Below are 15,708 nucleotides of genomic sequence, written 5' to 3' on the forward strand. Positions count from 1 at the left end.
CCGCGCGGCTATAGCATTCAAGCAAACGCCATTCCAGCCGCCGAATGCGGCGTCAGGTGACGCGGTACCAACTCATCATACCCGATGCGGCGTGTCCAAGCATATGGCAATGCAGCAGCCAGTTGCCCGGGTTATCGGTGACCAGCGCGATCTCGCGAGTCTCGCCACGTTCGACCAGAACCGTATCGCGCCATGGCCCAAGACTGCCGTCCGGCAAGATCAGCCGAAAGTGGTGACCATGCAGGTGCATCGCGTGCGGGAATACCGTTTCATTCACGAAGGCGATCCGGTGAACGCTCCCCAAGGGCGCGTCCATAAACGGGTCATCGGGTCGCTCGGCGTAGCCATTCAGCGCCCAAAACCGGCCCAGCTGAGCCAGCTCCCGGCCCGAGAGCTCGGTCTCGCCAATCCGCGCGCTTTCAAGCCAGCGCATGGCACCGCCCTGCAGCCTCATCTCGTGCCGCGGTACGTTGTTGATATCCGTCAATTCCGGAAGCGGGTTCGGCGGCAATGGCCGAACTCCCGACCGGGGAGTGGAAGCCGCCTGCCCCGCCACTGAAAATCGGGCCAAACCAAAGGCGCCGTCACGTTCCTGACTGAACAGGCTGGCCGTTTCCGCATCCGCAGCCAGCACATCCACCAACAAATCCGCACGTTGTGCCGGGGCCAGCGGGAACGTGTCCTCAATCGGGATCGGCTCGGCCAAAGGCATTCCATCCAGCGCAACGATCCATCCGGACATTCCGTCGAGGCCCACGGTGAAGACACGCGCATTCGCGGCGTTGACCAACCTCAGACGCAGGCGTTGGTTTTGTTGAACAGGAAAGGATGGGTCGAATGCTCCATTGACGGTAGTGAGGTTTCCCAGCCGACCAGCATGGCTGAGGTCATGACCGTTGTCGAAGTCTTGGGTAATCTGGGCCGTTTCCGGATCAAGTCGCCAGTCATCGAGCATCAGCACCAGATCCTGCTCCACATCCGGCGCTTCGGACTCGTGCACGATCAAAGGGCCATACAGGCCACGGGCCACCTGTTCGACTGACTTGTTATGCGCATGATACCAATAGGTTCCGGCGTCCGGCACGATGAAATCATAGTCGAAGGTCGCGCCGCTTGGAACCGCTTCCTGAGTAAGACCCGGCACGCCATCCATAGCGTTGTCGATGCGGATACCATGCCAATGAACCGAGGTGGCTTGCGGTAATTCGTTCACCAAGCGGCGCTGAACCCGCTCGCCTTGCTGCAGATGGATTGGGCTGCCTGGCACCGACCCATCAAAGCCCCAGATATCGGTTTCCGGATACCCCGGAGGGGCAATCAACTGAGCGCCCTCGCGCGCAGTCAGGGTCAGCGGCGCGGAGCGCGCCAGCGTTGGAAACACCGCAAGCGCGGCGGCAGATTTCAAAAGGCTTCGGCGGCTCAGATTCATTGCGGATCTCCTTGACCGCAATATAGCCCTTGGTTTCACCCGCGCCATCAACGTTCCAGCGCGGGTGCGTCAATGCGCGCTAGTTGCTCGCAGTGCGGTAGTTGTGGCGGTAGAAGATATGCACACCGATGCGCGCAGTTTCCTTGTAAACGCGCGACCACGACGGGCGCACCGCCTTGGTGTGGTAATGCGTGGCCCCCGACGTCAGCGGGTCGCTGACCCCCTCGATCGCCGCCTTGGCAACTTTGGCCACGCGCTCATAGGCTTTCTTCTCGTGAATGACTTCCTTGCGGCCGTCACAGGTATAGGTGAACTGGCACTGATATTTCTTGCCTGTTCCCTGACGGATCACGCCGCAGACGGTGTTCGGGAAACGGGTGCTTTCCACCCGGTTCAAAATCACCTCGGCAACCGCGAATTGGCCGCGCACGCTCTCTCCGCGCGCTTCGAAATACAGGGCCTCGGCCAAGCATTTCAGATCTTCGCCACCGCTGGCTTTGGGCTGTTGGTCCAGCCAGGCCTTGGTGTAGGAAATCTCAACCGGTTGGACCTCTTTCCTAGGTTGGAACAGCTTCAGATAGTCGCGAAAGCTTTGTCCCGGCACCTCGTTGCGCGACACCAGTTCGCGCTTGGCAGTCTCGGTGGCTTCCCTCTCGGCAACGGACGCACTCGGCATCACGGTTGCCGCCGCAATGGCAACAGCCAGTATATATCGTAGCATCAGATAACCTCGCACAGGCACTTCACGCGCCATACCCTCCCCCGGCGGGCGCGACGGGGTCTTAACGCAGAAGGCGCGAAAGGTCCAGTTCTGAGGAAAAAGCAAGAAAAATCTTGCCCGCGGGGCCAAAATTAATCAGCCACAGGTCCATCCCGAAACCACTATTCCTAGGGCTTTGACGGCCTGTCAACCCCCAAGTTTTGACGAAATCGCCAACTGAGCGGCAGCCAGCCGAGCGACCGGGACTCGGAAGGGTGAACAGGACACATAATCGAACCCCAAATCCCGACAAAGGGCGATTGATTCGGGGTTGCCGCCATGTTCACCACAGACCGAAAGCGTGACATCGGGCCGAGCTGTACGCCCCCGCTCCGAGCCCAGCTTGAGCAGTTCGCCGACCCCATCGGCGTCCAGAACATGGAACGGATCCTCGGTGAACACCCCCTGCCGAACATAGGCTGACATGAAGCGTCCCGCGTCGTCGCGTGACAGACCATAGGTCATCTGCGTCAGGTCATTGGTGCCGAAACTCAGGAACGAGGCATGAGGAGCGATTTCCTCGGCGCGCAAACAGGCCCGGGGCGTTTCGACCATCACACCCAACCGGTATTCGAACTCCTGACCACGCTCGGCCGCAACGGCTGCGGCAACCGTGTCCACCCGCGCCTTGATCAGTTCGACCTCGCGCTTGGCCGAAACCAGCGGAATCATGACCTCGGGCACCACCGGCGCGCCATTTTTGCTGGCTTCGAGCGTCGCCTCGAAGATCGCGCGGGCTTGCATGTCATAGATCTCGGGCACCGTGATACCAAGGCGTACGCCCCGCAACCCCAGCATGGGGTTGTATTCGCTCATTTCGTCCACCCGACGCTCCACATCCGAAACCGGAAGATCCAGCGCTTCGGCCAGTTCGCGCTGCCCGCTGCGCGTGGTCGGCAGAAACTCGTGCAGAGGCGGATCGAACAGTCGGATGCAGACGGGCTGCCCTTCCATGATCCGGAAAAGCTGCACAAAATCATCGCGTTGCATCGGAAGCAACCGCTCCAGAACCGCCGCGCGTCCCGATGAAGTCTGAGCGAAAATCATCTCGCGCATCACGATCAGACGACCGGGGTCGAAAAACATATGCTCGGTTCGGCACAACCCAATCCCCTGCGCCTGGAAGTTTCGCGCAGCCTGCGCGTCGGCAGGAGTGTCGGCATTGGCACGAATTGATATGTCTCGCTCGGCGTCGGCCCAGCTCATCAAGGTCTGAAAACAGTCATCCAGTGCAGCTTCGAGCATCGCCGGCTCGCCCGCCAACACCTGGCCCGAGCTTCCGTCAATCGTCAGAATGTCGCCTGTGGTGAAAACGCGGCCGTCCGGAACGGTAAGCTGCTTTTTCTTGGTCTGGAACCGCATCTCGGACGCGCCGACGATACAGGGCAGCCCCAGCCCGCGCCCGATCACGGCCGCATGGCTGGTCATGCCACCCTTTTCGGTCAGTACGGCGACCGCGGCGTGCATGCCGCGCACATCCTCGGGCGAGGTTTCACGGCGCACCAGAATGCAGGGCTCGCCGCGCGCGGCGCTGGCCTGTGCCTCGGCCGAAGTGAACACGATCCGGCCGGTGGCCGCCCCGGGACTGGCCCCGATACCCGTGGTCAGCACGTCACGCTTGGCCTCGGGATGCACCTGACGGTGCAGCAACTCATTCAGCGAATGCGGATCGATCCGCATGACGGCTTCCTGCGGGGTGATGATGCCATCCTCCGCCAATCGAACGGCGATCCGCATGGCGGCGCGGGCGCTGCGTTGAACGCGGACCCCGTCCAGAATATGCACCTTGCCGTTTTCGATCACGAATTCGACCTGCATCTCTTCGCGCAATTTGCGCCGCATCAACGCCGCATGGGTCTTGAGGTCGGCAAAGGCCTGAGGCGCAACATCCTCGAGCGCTTGCCCGCGCGGGTCCTTTTCAAGGTAGAGGGCCGCAACCCCCTCGCCCAGCGCATCACGCCCCTGGCTTTGGCTCAGGTAGCGGCCTGTGATCTGCGGCATGCCGGTCGAGGAATCCACCAGTTGCAACACCCCCGATCCGCATTCGCCCTGGCCGACGCCCGGGATCATCTCCTGAATGACAAGGCCCAGCCCGGCATCCGCCGGAGCGCCCTTGGCCTGCCGCAGAAGACGGGCGGACGTACCATCCCACGCCCGCGCCATCGAGCGCAGGACCGCCAGCAACTGCTCGCCCCGGTCCTGGGGGAACGCTTCGTCGGTTTCGTCCTCATAGGCGCGCAGGGTCTGGCGCAGGCCTTCGCGGCCGTCGGCTTCGATGTCGTCGAAAACATCCGCGTCCAGACGCGCAACGTGGATCGCATAGCTTTGGACGAACCGCAGATACAATGCGGCGGCGGCCTCGGGGCCCATCTTGTCGGACAATTCCACGAAACGGGCATCGTTCATCCCGATGTTCAGAACCGCGCCGGGGCCACCCCAGTCAGGGTCCTCGGAACTGGGGCGCACGCACAGCAACGCCGATGCGTCGAACTGTTCTAGTATGGCTTCGATTGCCGGGATATCGCCGTCAGCGATCCGCCGCACCTGATCGAAGGACAGAGCCACCGTACGCGGTACGGGAAGGTCCAACCGCACAAGGCGCTGCAGACATTTCGCCCGGCCGCCATGCGTGTCGGCGGCGACAGGAGCATCAGGAGTGATGAGCGTGGTATGCGGATTATTCTGCACTGCGGCACCTTTTGGTTTCACCGCAGCATAAGCGCCCCAGCCTTCCGCGCAAGGGCCTTGTGGGCGCGCCAGAGCGCGCCCTTTGGGTCAGCCTTCGGTCTTGGTCAGGTCCGCGACGCTGGAGCAGATCTGGCGGATCTGGCTCAGCAGATTCAGGCGGTTGCGGCGCAGCACGGCATTGTCGGAATTGACCTGGACGTCCTCGAAGAACGCGTCGATCGGCCCGCGCAGCGCGGCCATGGCCGCCATCGCCGCCGGGAAATCCTCGGCCTTGAGTGCCGGTGCAATCTTGGCCTGTGCCTGATCCAGCGCGGCGAACAGGGCCTTTTCGCTGTCGGTCTCGGCGAATTTCAGGTCGGCACCGAAAGAGTATTCGACCCCGTCCTTCTCCTCGGCCTGGGTCAGGATGTTGTTGGCGCGCTTGAAGCCCTGCACCAGGTTTTCGCCATCTTCGGTCGCGATCACCGCATTCAACGCGCGGGCGCGTTTGACCAGCAGGTTGAGGTCGTCATTGCCGTCCATCGCGATGCAGGCGTCGATCACGTCGTGGCGAATGCCCTCGTCGCGGAGGAAGACTTTGAGGCGGTCGTGGAAAAAGGAGAGGAGATCGTCAGATGCGTCTGGGACCTTTTTTTCAAGTTCAAGAAAGGCCGTGGCAGGCAATCCTCCGATTTTGTCCTTGACCGCTTGGAATGCAGCACCAAAGACACCTCGCTCTGCAATTTCTTCCAACAGATCAAGAACGTTAGCTTCCGGCAACGCCTCATTGATTACGCTTTCTGCTCGAATAAGTTGGCTGTCAAAGAAGCGATCCAACGACAGCCGCAGATCGTTTTCGAGAACCAATCGAGAGATACCCAAAGCAGCGCGACGCAAAGCAAACGGGTCTTTTGAGCCGGTGGGCTTTTCATCAATCGCCCAGAACCCGGTCAGCGTGTCCAGCTTGTCGGCAAGCGCCACGGTCACCGAGAGCGGCGCGGTTGGCACGTCATCCGACGGGCCCAGCGGCGAGTAGTGCTCCTGCGCCACGGCGGCCACGGCGGCGTCTTCTCCAGCCGCCTCAATGTAATACCGCCCCATAAGCCCCTGAAGTTCGGGGAATTCATAGACCATCTCCGAACTCAGATCGGCCTTGGCCAGCCGCGCGGCCTTCTCGGCCTGGTCCGGGTCGGCGCCCGTGACCGTGGCCAGTTCGCGGGCCAGCGCGGCAATGCGGTCGATCCGCTGCGCCTGGGTGCCCAGCTTGTTGTGGAAGGTCACGTTTTCAAGTGCACGGGTCCATTGCGTGATGTCTGCCTTGGCAACCCGCAGGTCGTTCTCCCAGAAGAATTTCGCATCGGCCAGACGCGCCGACAGCACCTTCTGGTTTCCAGCCAGGATGGTCGCGCCATTGTCGGTGGTCTCGCGGTTGGCCACGGTGATGAACCGTTCAATCCGCCCCGTCTTGGGGTTGCGGACCGAGAAGAATTTTTGGTGCTCTTTCATCGAGGTTTGCAGCACCTCGGGCGGCAGGTCGAGGAATTCATCGTCGATCTGCCCCATCAGCACAACCGGCCATTCGACCAGCCCGGCCACCTCGGCCAGCAGGCCCTTGTCCTCGACCAGCTCCAGACCGGCAGCAAAGGCCAGGTTCTGTGCGTCGTTCCAGATGTGCTCGGCCCGTTCCTCGGGCGGCAGCACGACAAAGGCGCGTTTCAGCTTGGCGGCGTAGTCCTCGAACCCGGTCACGGCAAACCGGCCCGGCGCCATGAAGCGGTGGCCCTCGGTGGTGTCGCCGGCGGTGATCCCGTCGACCTCCATCGGCACGACCTGCGCGCCGGCTTCATCGCTAAGGATGCACAGGATCGAATGCAGAGGGCGCACCCAGCGCAGGGCCCCACTGCCCCAGCGCATGGATTTCGGCCAGGGGAAGTTGCGGATCGTGTCGGCCAGAACCTCGGCCACGATCTCGGCCGCCGGGCGGCCCGGTTTCTCGATCGTGGCGAAATAGACCGCACCTTTGGGCGTGTCCCGTTCCTCGAGCTGGTCGCGGCTAATCCCCGCGCCACGCAGGAAGCCCTCGATCGCCTTGTCCGGCGCGCCGACCTTGGGGCCCTTGCGCTCCTCGCGGATGGTGGGGCTTTCGGCCAGTAGCCCCTCGACCGCCAGCGTCAGGCGGCGCGGCGTGGTCAGGGCGTGGGCATGGGCATAGGTCAGACCGGCCTCGACCAGACCGTCGGTGATCCGTTTTTTCAGATCCTCGCCGGCGCGGGTCTGCATGCGCGCGGGGATTTCCTCGGAAAACAGTTCGATCAGCAGGTCGGGCATTTTCGATCCTTAGAAATTGACGATCGTCTGGATGACGATGGCATTGGCGATATCCACGAAGAATGCGGATACAAGGGGGAGCACGATAAAGGCAATAGGCGAAGGCCCGTATCGCTTGGTTACGGCGGTCATATTGGCAATTGCGGTCGGTGTCGCGCCCAGCGCGAAGCCGCCGAACCCCGCCGCCAGCACGGCCGCGCGGTAGTTGGCGCCCATGACCGGGAACAGAACCCAGATCACGAAAGCCACCGCAAACAATGTCTGCGCCGTCATGATCACCACGATCGACAGGCCCAGATCGGCGATGGTCCACAGCTGCAGGCTCATCAGCGACATGGCCAGAAAGGCGCCCAGCGCGAATTCCGAGATCAGCGCCAGCGACGGCGTGCGCGACACCGGCGCGGCGCGCGGGGCCAGCAGCGGGCGCAGGTTGCCGATCACGATACCCATGATCAGGCAGGGCACGAACAGCGGCAGTTTCAAACCCGCGGCCAGGATCACCTCGGACAGAGCATAGCCTGCGATAATGGCCATGTTCAGGTACAGCAGCACCCGCATCACCGTCAGGTGGTCGATCTTCGCGGCCGCGTCTGACGGCTCGTCGGGCACGCCGATTGTATGTTCCTCGTCCGGGCGGTTTGGCGACAGGTCGCGTCCTTCGATCAACAGACGCGCGATGGGGCCACCGACCAGAGCGGCCAGGACCAGGCCCAGGGTCGCCACGGCCACCCCCAGCTCGGTCGCGCCCTCAAGCCCGGTGACCTGCGCGACCTCGGGCGCCCAGGCGATGGCGGTGCCGTGGCCGCCGATCAGGGCGGCCGAGCCGAACAGAACGCCGGACTGCGCCGGATAGCCGAAGGCCGCCGCCCCCGCCGCGCCGATCAGGTTCTGCGCCACGATCGTCAGCAGCGTCAGGATCAGCAGCAGCACCAGAGGCTTTCCGCCCGCGATCAGATCGGACAGCCGGGCGTTCAGGCCGATCCCGGCAAAGAACAGCACCAGCAGGAAATCCCGCGCGGTCAGGTCGAACTCCAGTTCCATCCCGAACAGCAGATACAGCGTCAGAACCACCAGCGAGGCCAACAGACCTCCGGTCACGGGTTCGGGAATGTTGAACCGCCGCAGGACCTCGGCGCGGGCGTTGATCTCGGCGCCCATCAGGTAGACGGCAAAGCCCAGCGTTGCCGTCAGAAATCCGGGGATTTCAACGATGAACCCCATCCCACCCACTCAGTTTTCCGGTTGGGGCGGGCACTCTTCACCGACAACCGTTCCGTCATAGGCCTTTTCGCCGCAGTTGTTCAGGGCATGCCAGGCAAAGCCCGAACCGTCCTGCGTTACAGCTACGATCCGATCAACGCCGTAGTGGATGTTCTTGACCCCTACGAACGCGCGGGCGGATCCGTTCGCCAACGCCTCGGCCAGAGTAGCCGCATCATAGCAGTCGAACCAACCCGGGGCCGTCAGCGGCTCGGCCTCTTCGGCGCTCATGTAGCGGACGGCCAGTTGTTCCGGCTTCAGATCTGTCTGGAAACAAGCCCGATACCGGATCGGAGAGCTGTCGGCGTCGATCGCCTGAAACGCGCTGTAGGCAATTGGCACCGGTTGGCCGGTCGCGGTTTCGGTCAGAACAACATCCTGACCGGGTGAGGGTTCGACCTCGTAGTAGTAGCCGTAGACCTGCAGGTAATACATGCTGACGCCAGCAATGACGGCGCAAGCGACCAACAGAATTGCCAGCATTTTCCCGGTCATGCGCGATCCTCCTGTGGGGTGCGACGAGCCATCAGGCCTCGAAACCCGCGGCCTCGGTCTGCACGAAAGCATCGGCGCATTGCTTGGCCAGCGCGCGCACCCGCCCGATATAGGCCTGCCGCTCGGTCACCGAAATCACGCCGCGCGCGTCCAGGAGGTTGAAGATATGGCTGGCCTTGATGCACTGGTCATAAGCAGGATGCGCCATGATGATCCGCTTGCCTGTTTTGGGGTCAACGTTTTCCTGGCTCAGGATCGCGGCGCATTCTTCCTCGGCCTCTTCGAAGTGGCGCAGCAAAACCTCGGTGTTGGCCACATCAAAGTTCCAACGGGCGTATTCCTCTTCGGTTTGCTTGAAGATGTCGCCATATGTCAGCGGGCTGGGCGATTGCGGGTCGTTGAAGGGCATGTCCATTACGTGGTCGATGCCCAGAACATACATCGCCAGCCGTTCCAGACCATATGTCAACTCGCCCGAGACCGGCGCGCAGTCATGGCCGCCGACCTGCTGGAAATAGGTAAACTGGCTGACTTCCATGCCGTCGCACCAGACCTCCCAGCCCAGGCCCCATGCGCCCAAGGTCGGGCTTTCCCAGTCATCCTCGACGAAACGGATGTCGTGCAGGTCCATGTCGATGCCGATGGCCTGAAGGCTCCCCAGATACAGCTCTTGCAGGTCCGGAGGGCTGGGTTTGATCAGCACCTGGTACTGATAGTAATGCTGCAAGCGGTTGGGGTTCTCGCCATAGCGCCCATCGGTCGGACGGCGCGACGGTTGAACGTAGGCCGCAGCCCAGGGTTTGGACCCCAAAGCCCGCAGGGTGGTTGCAGGGTGGAACGTACCGGCACCGACCTCCATGTCGTATGGCTGCAGGATGGCACAGCCCTTCGAGGCCCAGTAGTTCTGAAGCCGCAGGATGATTTCCTGAAATGAACGTGGTGCGCTGGACGGTTCGGTCATGACATTCCCTTTGGGCGCGGATTTGCCCGGTTCCGGTCGGTTTTGCCCTTCCTATGCAAGGGGCCAAGGGGCGTCAACGGGCCAATGCCCGCCTGCTGTCACTGTGCCGCCACACCAGAAATTCCCCGTATCGTGGGCATAGCGTTTTCACCCCTGAATCGCGTAAGTTGAGGCAAAGCCAAAACACTGCATAAAACGGGCAGAAAATGACACGCATATTCGTTGCAATTCTTTTAATGATTACAGTCGGCCTGCGCGCTGCGTATGCTCAACAGGGGGCCGACGCAGGCGTCTGGGTTCAGGTCGAAGCGCAGCCATCGCTGCGCGAGGCACAGGACCGGGCGCAAGTCTATGCCAATGCCCTGCCTGACGTGAACGGGTTCCGCCTGAACAGCGGCTGGTACGCCATAGTGATCGGCCCCTACCTGCGGGCCGACGCCGAGCAGGTGCTGCGCGTCTACCGGGCCGAACGGCAGATCCCCTCAGACAGTTTCATCACATTTTCAGGCGCCCTGGGGCAGCAGTTCTGGCCAATCGGCGCCAATGTCCTGAACCGCGGCGCAATCACAGCGCCCGTTCAGCCCGAGCCGCAGCCAGAGCAGCCTCAGGCCGGTCTGACACCGCAACCTTCGGACGAGACGAGATCACAGGCCCTGCAGTCCGAGCGGCTGCTGAGCGGACAGGAACGAAAAGACCTGCAAACCGCATTGCAGGCTGCCGGGTTCTACAGTTCGACCATTGACGGGGCATTCGGCCAAGGTACACGCCGGTCGATGGCGGAATGGCAGCGGTTCAACGGCTTTGAACCGACCGGTGTCCTGACGACGGCACAGCGCAAGGCTTTGATGGATGACTACAATGCCCCGCTGATCAGCGTCGGCATGGCGCGTCACGTCGATGATCGCGCCGGGATTTCCGTCGACCTGCCGCTTGGGGTAGTTGCCTTCGACCGATACGAGGCGCCGTTCGCGCATTTCAATTCCAGCGGTGATCTGGACGCACGGGTCGTTTTGATCAGCCAGGAGGGCAGCAAAACCACTTTGCGCGCGCTGTTCGAGGCGATGCAATCGCTCGAGATCGTGCCGCTGAACGGCCCGCGTGAGCTGCGTGGCGACAGGTTTACCATCGAAGGCCGTGGCAACGGGATCGTATCCTATACACAGGCCAATCTGAGCGACGGCAAGATCAAAGGCTTCACCCTTGTCTGGCCTGAAGGCGATGACGCACGCCGCGCCCGGGTTCTGGCCGCAATGACTGCCAGCTTTGAAACCACCGATGGTGTTCTTGATGCTGCGGCTGGCGCCAATGCCGAGCAAAGCATCGACTTGATGTCCGGTCTGCAACTCAGAAAACCACGGTTGTCGCGGTCGGGCTTTTTTGCCGATCCCAACGGTCTGGTCCTGACCGTGGCCGAGGCGGTGCAGAACTGCACCCGCGTCACCCTTGAGGACGGTCAGGAACTGCAAACCGCGTGGAGCGATCCCGAACTGGGCGTGGCGGTCCTGCGCCCCAACAAGACGCTGGCACCGATGGCCGTTGCGGCCTTGAATGAAGCCCAGCTTCGCCTGCAATCCGAAGTGGCCGTCGCGGGATACTCATATGAGGGCGCTTTGGGGGCTCCGACGCTGACCTACGGCAAGATCGCCGATATCCGCGGGCTGAACGGAGAGGCCGGTGTGACCCGCCTGAGCCTGACCGCACAACCCGGAGACGCCGGCGGCCCGGTATTCGATGATCACGGCAACGTGGTCGGAATGCTGCTGCCTGCGCGGACCGAGGGGCGCACCCTGCCCCGCGATGTCAGCCTGGCTGCCGCGGCCGATCGCCTTCACGAGATCCTGTCAAAGGCCGGGGCAACGGCCCAGACCGCGCAGGAAACCGGCCAGGTTTCGCCCGACGAGTTGAACCGCCGCGCAACTGGCATGACCGTGCTGGTGAACTGCTGGGGCTGACCGCATAGTCACGAACAGAATTTGAAGGCGCCGCAGGACATTGCGGCGCCTTTTTTATCCCTTCAAGATATCGGGCGTGACGTGCACAAGGGTCGGCACGGGCGCGTCAAGGGCCGCACGAACGGCAGCCTGCATTTCCGGCAGCGAGTTCGGAGCGGCTGACCGCGCACCGAAAGCCTCGGCCAGCTTGCAGAAATCAGGGTTGCGCGCGACGACCGCATTCGGAGCAATCTGGCTGCCGACCATGCTGTCCTCGATCTCTTTCAGCTTACCGTTGTCCCAAAGGATGATGGGCAGCGACAACCCCAGCTCGACCGCCGCACCCAGTTCCTGCATCGTATAGTGGAACCCGTAGTCACCCGCGATCACGGCAGTTGGCTTTCCGCGCCGCGCAACCGCGCCGCCGATCCCGGCCGGCAGTGCATAGCCCAGGGTGCCGAACCCGGTCGGGTGGTGCCAGTGGTATGGGCGCGCCATGTCCCAGACCTCTTTCGCGACATAGGCGAACTGGGTCATGTCGGAATAGATCATGGTGTCGGCGGGCATCGCTGCACGCAAGGCGTCGGCAACCGGCACGATACCCGGTCTTTCCGCGTCGACCTCGGCGCGCCAGCGTGCTCGGGCTTCGGCCACCTCTTCCGGCGACCAGCCGGTGGCCGGTTTGCAGTCTTGGGTCGCGGACCACAGTGCATGGGCAAAACTTTCGCCGTCGGCCTGCAGCTTGACCGACGCCCGGTGCCGGTCGGCCAGCACCTCGGGGTCGAGGTCAACCCGCACCAAGGTCGCCTTGTGGCCCAACCGGTCGCGCCAAAGGTCGACCTCACCCAATTCGGCACCGACCGCGATGACCAGATCGGCCGACCCAATCACCTCGGCACTGCCGGGTCGCGGCAAGCTCGCGCCGAAATCAAGGGCATAGCCGGTGCCGACCAACCCACGCCCCGCATAAGAGGTGAAACAGGCCGCACCGAGCTGAGACAGAATCTGGCGCCACAGGTTAGACCTCGACCCACCACCCAGTATGAACAGCGGCCGCCGTGCGATGTTCAGCAGCGACAGAACCGGCGCAATGTCCGGCGCCAGAGCCTTGACCCGCACCGCGTCCTGGTTCGGAAAAGGAGCGGGGTCGGCCTCGGCCTCCAACTGCGCGATCGGGACCTGGATATGCTTGGGACGCGGGCGTTTCAGCGCGAACTCCTCAAAGGCGCGTTCGATCAGGCCATAGGCCGATTGTGCGTCGTTTGCCTGGCAGGACCAGTCGGTCACGCATTCAGCGGCCGCGCGCTGGTCTTTCATCTGGTGCAACTGGCCGCGCTGAGCCTGCGTTTCGCTCAGACAGGACGACAGAACCAGCATCGGAACCGAGTCGGTATAGCCCTGCCCCATCGGCGTCATGACGTTGCACAGGCCAGGACCGGTGATCACGTAGGCCACGCCGGGCTTGCCCGTCGCCCTTGCATAGCCGTCAGCCATGAAGCCCGCGCCCTGCTCATGCCGCGCCAGCACATGAGTAATGCCCGCTTCTTCGATTCCACGGTACATTTCCTGATTGTGCACACCGGGAATGCCGAAAATCACTTCGACCCCCCGATCCTTGAGCATGTGCGAGATTTGGGCGCCCAATGGTCTTTTCATCAGCCTCTCCAGAACCGAATGGTGAACAGGACATACACGGCCATCAGCTCCAGCCGGCCGGTCAGCATTCCGAAGGTCAGCAACCACTTGGCCGTGTCGTTCAGCCCGGCGAAATTCCCGGCCGGACCGATCTGATCACCCAAGCCGGGGCCGACATTGGCAAGCGCCGTCGCTGCACCGGATACCGCTGTGATGAAATCCAGACCAGTCAGCGCCAGCGCCCAGGACAGCGCCCCCAGCGACAGCGCGAAGAACATGAAAAAGCTCATGACCGATGTCAGGACATCGCGGCTGATGGCGCGGCCATCGTATTTGGGCACGAACACCCCGTGCGGGGACCGAATCCGGCTGATCTGAGCCTTGATGGACGCAATCAGCAACTGATAGCGGAAGATCTTGATGGAACAGGCCGTCGAACCGGCGCAACCACCGATCAGACCGATCATGAAGAACATCATGATCGGAAAACTGCCCCAGGCCATGTAATCGACACTGGCGTATCCGGTGCCGGAAATGATCGAGGTGATGTTGAACAGCGACTCGCGCACCGCCTGTTCCCAGTGGTGCGGAAAGACCGATGTCAGAAAGACCGCCATGATCACCACCAGAACGGCAATCGTGGCCAGAAAGGCCCTGATCTGGCTGTCTTCCAGGATCGAGCTTGTCCGGCCGTTGACGAATTGTACATACCGCACGAACGGCAGTGCAGCCAGGATCATGAATACGGACGCGGCATATTCCGCGGGCCCCGAGAACGTACCGAACGACGCGTCATAGTTCGAGAACCCGCCGGTGGACATGGTTGTGAACGCATGAACAACCGCGTCGAAAAAGTTCATGCCCAAACCGGCATAAACCAGTGCGCAGGCTACGGTCAGGAAAACATAGATCAGCGAAATCTGGCCCGCGATCTCTTGCGCGCGAGGAAGGATTTTTCCCATGGTTTCAAACCCTTCCGAGCGGAAGATCTGCATACCGCCGACCTTGAGCTCGGGCAGGAAGACCATGGCCACGACAATGATACCGATCCCGCCCAGCCACTGCAGCAAACCGCGCCACAAAAGCAGGCCACGCGGCAGATCATCCAACCCGGAAATTACGGTCGAACCGGTGGTGGTCAACCCGGACATGGCTTCGAAATAGGCATCGACAAATCGCAGCTCGGTCTCACCGAACACGAAGGGGATTGCCCCGAACAGCGGCAGCGCGACCCAGACGCCGGTGGTCAGCAAAAAGGTCTGACGGATGGTCAGCCCCTCGCCCACACCGTTTGAGCAGCTCATGGCCAGAACCACGCCAGTCAGGATCGTGATGACGCCGCTTTCAAAGAAAACGTTCCACTCGCCCCGACCCTCGATGATGTCCGCAAGCATAGGCAACAGCATGGTCGCCCCAAGTATGGCGACCAGCAAGCCAATCACATATCCGACCGGGCGAAGATCCATCATGACGGGCAGCGTTGGCGCGCCGGCCCGAAACTGTCAAGCAGATGATCTGTGATCAGTCGTCCATTTTTTCAGCCACGGGCGGCATGGCCGGTGGCTTGGACGGCGCACGCGTGCGGCGTGTGGCCGGTTTCGGTGCCTCGGCGGGTTTGGTTGTTGCAGCCGCTACGGGCTTTTTGGCCTTGGCTCCAGCGATTGAAGCCGCGGGTTTTGCCGCGCTGGGCTTGACCTTGGGCGTCACCGCCGGTGCCGGTTTTTCCGATGCGACCGGAGCAACGCGCTGTGTGGGGGTGGCCGTCGCGACGGGTTGCGACGGTTTTTTGGCCGGTGCAGGCGGCGTTTTGGGCTTGGCTGTAGCCTTCGCGACCGGTTTCGGTGCGGCTTTTGCGGGTGCCTTCGGCTTCGGAGCCGACTTTGCGACCGTTTTGGCCTTGGCCCGGACCACAGGTTTCGCCTTCTTCGCTGCGGGTTTGGCCGTGGTTCGCGCCACCGGTTTCTTGGCCGGCCTTGTTGGTTCGGTGACCGACGCAACCGGCATCGGGAACACGGTTTGGGCAAATGCCTGCATCATTTTCATCTGGCTGGTCACGGCATAGCCGGCCAGACGAACGGCGGCGGCCTGCAGCTCAAGCTGTTGGGCAATGGGATTCATTCCAAGTCTCTCCTGTACCAATGAAGCAGCCCGATTTCCGAGGTAGAAAAGCCCTTGCCGTTCCGATCGCGCGGACGGACGAAGGTGTATTGCAGTCCAAGGCGTGACACGTCCCGGCTTCCTT

11 protein-coding genes are annotated in these 15,708 nt (G+C 62.3%); 1 reads left to right on the top strand and 10 read right to left on the bottom strand.

The genetic code is table 11. From position 1 onward, the window contains the following. Positions 1 to 52: 52 nt before the first annotated feature. The 7 genes from ACR0DA_RS08235 to ACR0DA_RS08265 all read right to left on the bottom strand — a co-directional run bounded on the left by ACR0DA_RS08235 (position 53) and on the right by ACR0DA_RS08265 (position 9,900). Positions 53 to 1,429, bottom strand: coding sequence for a multicopper oxidase family protein (locus ACR0DA_RS08235; RefSeq protein WP_480753568.1), 1,377 nt, complete (start codon positions 1,427 to 1,429; stop codon positions 53 to 55). 79 nt (positions 1,430 to 1,508) lie between these two features. Continuing rightward, a complete protein-coding gene (locus tag ACR0DA_RS08240) occupies positions 1,509 to 2,150 on the bottom strand; it encodes a cell wall hydrolase (protein ID WP_170337909.1) in 642 nt (213 codons plus the stop codon). 186 nt (positions 2,151 to 2,336) lie between these two features. Further along, positions 2,337 to 4,898, bottom strand: a complete 2,562-nt coding sequence (locus tag ACR0DA_RS08245) for a putative PEP-binding protein (protein ID WP_170437963.1) — start codon at positions 4,896 to 4,898, stop codon at positions 2,337 to 2,339. Positions 4,899 to 4,964: 66 nt separating this feature from the next. After that, positions 4,965 to 7,184 carry a glycine--tRNA ligase subunit beta gene (glyS, locus tag ACR0DA_RS08250; protein ID WP_480753569.1) on the bottom strand — a complete coding sequence of 740 codons (2,220 nt, stop codon included), beginning with the start codon at positions 7,182 to 7,184 and terminating at the stop codon, positions 4,965 to 4,967. Positions 7,185 to 7,193: 9 nt separating this feature from the next. After that, positions 7,194 to 8,405: a sodium/glutamate symporter gene (gene gltS / locus ACR0DA_RS08255; protein ID WP_170370724.1), complete on the bottom strand. Its 1,212-nt coding sequence runs from the start codon at positions 8,403 to 8,405 to the stop codon at positions 7,194 to 7,196. A gap of 9 nt (positions 8,406 to 8,414) precedes the next feature. After that, positions 8,415 to 8,939 (bottom strand): DUF6446 family protein, encoded by a 525-nt coding sequence (locus tag ACR0DA_RS08260; RefSeq protein ID WP_170370725.1) that lies wholly within the window; start codon positions 8,937 to 8,939, stop codon positions 8,415 to 8,417. A 31-nt stretch (positions 8,940 to 8,970) separates the two neighbouring features. Then, entirely contained in the window at positions 8,971 to 9,900 is a 930-nt protein-coding gene (locus ACR0DA_RS08265) for a glycine--tRNA ligase subunit alpha (RefSeq protein WP_093962505.1), read from the bottom strand. Positions 9,901 to 10,106: 206 nt separating this feature from the next. On the opposite strand from ACR0DA_RS08265, the gene ACR0DA_RS08270 reads away from it, so the two are divergent. After that, positions 10,107 to 11,852, top strand: coding sequence for a serine protease (locus tag ACR0DA_RS08270; protein WP_480753570.1), 1,746 nt, complete (start codon positions 10,107 to 10,109; stop codon positions 11,850 to 11,852). A gap of 54 nt (positions 11,853 to 11,906) precedes the next feature. Here the strand turns inward: ACR0DA_RS08270 and ACR0DA_RS08275 are convergent, their stop codons facing one another. The 3 genes from ACR0DA_RS08275 to ACR0DA_RS08285 are packed head-to-tail and all read right to left on the bottom strand — an operon-like array spanning position 11,907 to position 15,584. Beyond that, on the bottom strand, positions 11,907 to 13,487 hold the full coding sequence (locus ACR0DA_RS08275) for a thiamine pyrophosphate-binding protein (RefSeq protein ID WP_480753571.1): 1,581 nt from the start codon (positions 13,485 to 13,487) through the stop codon (positions 11,907 to 11,909). Next, positions 13,487 to 14,935, bottom strand: a complete 1,449-nt coding sequence (locus ACR0DA_RS08280) for a TrkH family potassium uptake protein (protein WP_480753572.1) — start codon at positions 14,933 to 14,935, stop codon at positions 13,487 to 13,489. Before ACR0DA_RS08280 ends, ACR0DA_RS08275 begins: the two co-directional genes overlap by 1 nt. A gap of 52 nt (positions 14,936 to 14,987) precedes the next feature. After that, the gene (locus tag ACR0DA_RS08285) at positions 14,988 to 15,584 is read right to left on the bottom strand and encodes a hypothetical protein (RefSeq protein ID WP_480753574.1); all 597 of its coding nucleotides are present in this window, start codon (positions 15,582 to 15,584) and stop codon (positions 14,988 to 14,990) included. Between the last annotated feature and the right edge of the window lie 124 nt (positions 15,585 to 15,708).

Source organism: Ruegeria sp. CI8 (assembly GCF_056536865.1).

What these genes read in the sequence shown, in the direction of transcription:
- ACR0DA_RS08235 (WP_480753568.1), bottom strand. Translation starts at nt 1,429, where the DNA reads ATGAATCTGAGCCGCCGAAGCCTTTTGAAATCTGCCGCCGCGCTTGCG.
- ACR0DA_RS08240 (WP_170337909.1), bottom strand. Translation starts at nt 2,150, where the DNA reads ATGCTACGATATATACTGGCTGTTGCCATTGCGGCGGCAACCGTGATG.
- glyS (WP_480753569.1), bottom strand. Translation starts at nt 7,184, where the DNA reads ATGCCCGACCTGCTGATCGAACTGTTTTCCGAGGAAATCCCCGCGCGC.
- gltS (WP_170370724.1), bottom strand. Translation starts at nt 8,405, where the DNA reads ATGGGGTTCATCGTTGAAATCCCCGGATTTCTGACGGCAACGCTGGGC.
- ACR0DA_RS08260 (WP_170370725.1), bottom strand. Translation starts at nt 8,939, where the DNA reads ATGACCGGGAAAATGCTGGCAATTCTGTTGGTCGCTTGCGCCGTCATT.
- ACR0DA_RS08265 (WP_093962505.1), bottom strand. Translation starts at nt 9,900, where the DNA reads ATGACCGAACCGTCCAGCGCACCACGTTCATTTCAGGAAATCATCCTG.
- ACR0DA_RS08270 (WP_480753570.1), top strand. Translation starts at nt 10,107, where the DNA reads ATGACACGCATATTCGTTGCAATTCTTTTAATGATTACAGTCGGCCTG.
- ACR0DA_RS08275 (WP_480753571.1), bottom strand. Translation starts at nt 13,487, where the DNA reads ATGAAAAGACCATTGGGCGCCCAAATCTCGCACATGCTCAAGGATCGG.
- ACR0DA_RS08280 (WP_480753572.1), bottom strand. Translation starts at nt 14,935, where the DNA reads ATGATGGATCTTCGCCCGGTCGGATATGTGATTGGCTTGCTGGTCGCC.
- ACR0DA_RS08285 (WP_480753574.1), bottom strand. Translation starts at nt 15,584, where the DNA reads ATGAATCCCATTGCCCAACAGCTTGAGCTGCAGGCCGCCGCCGTTCGT.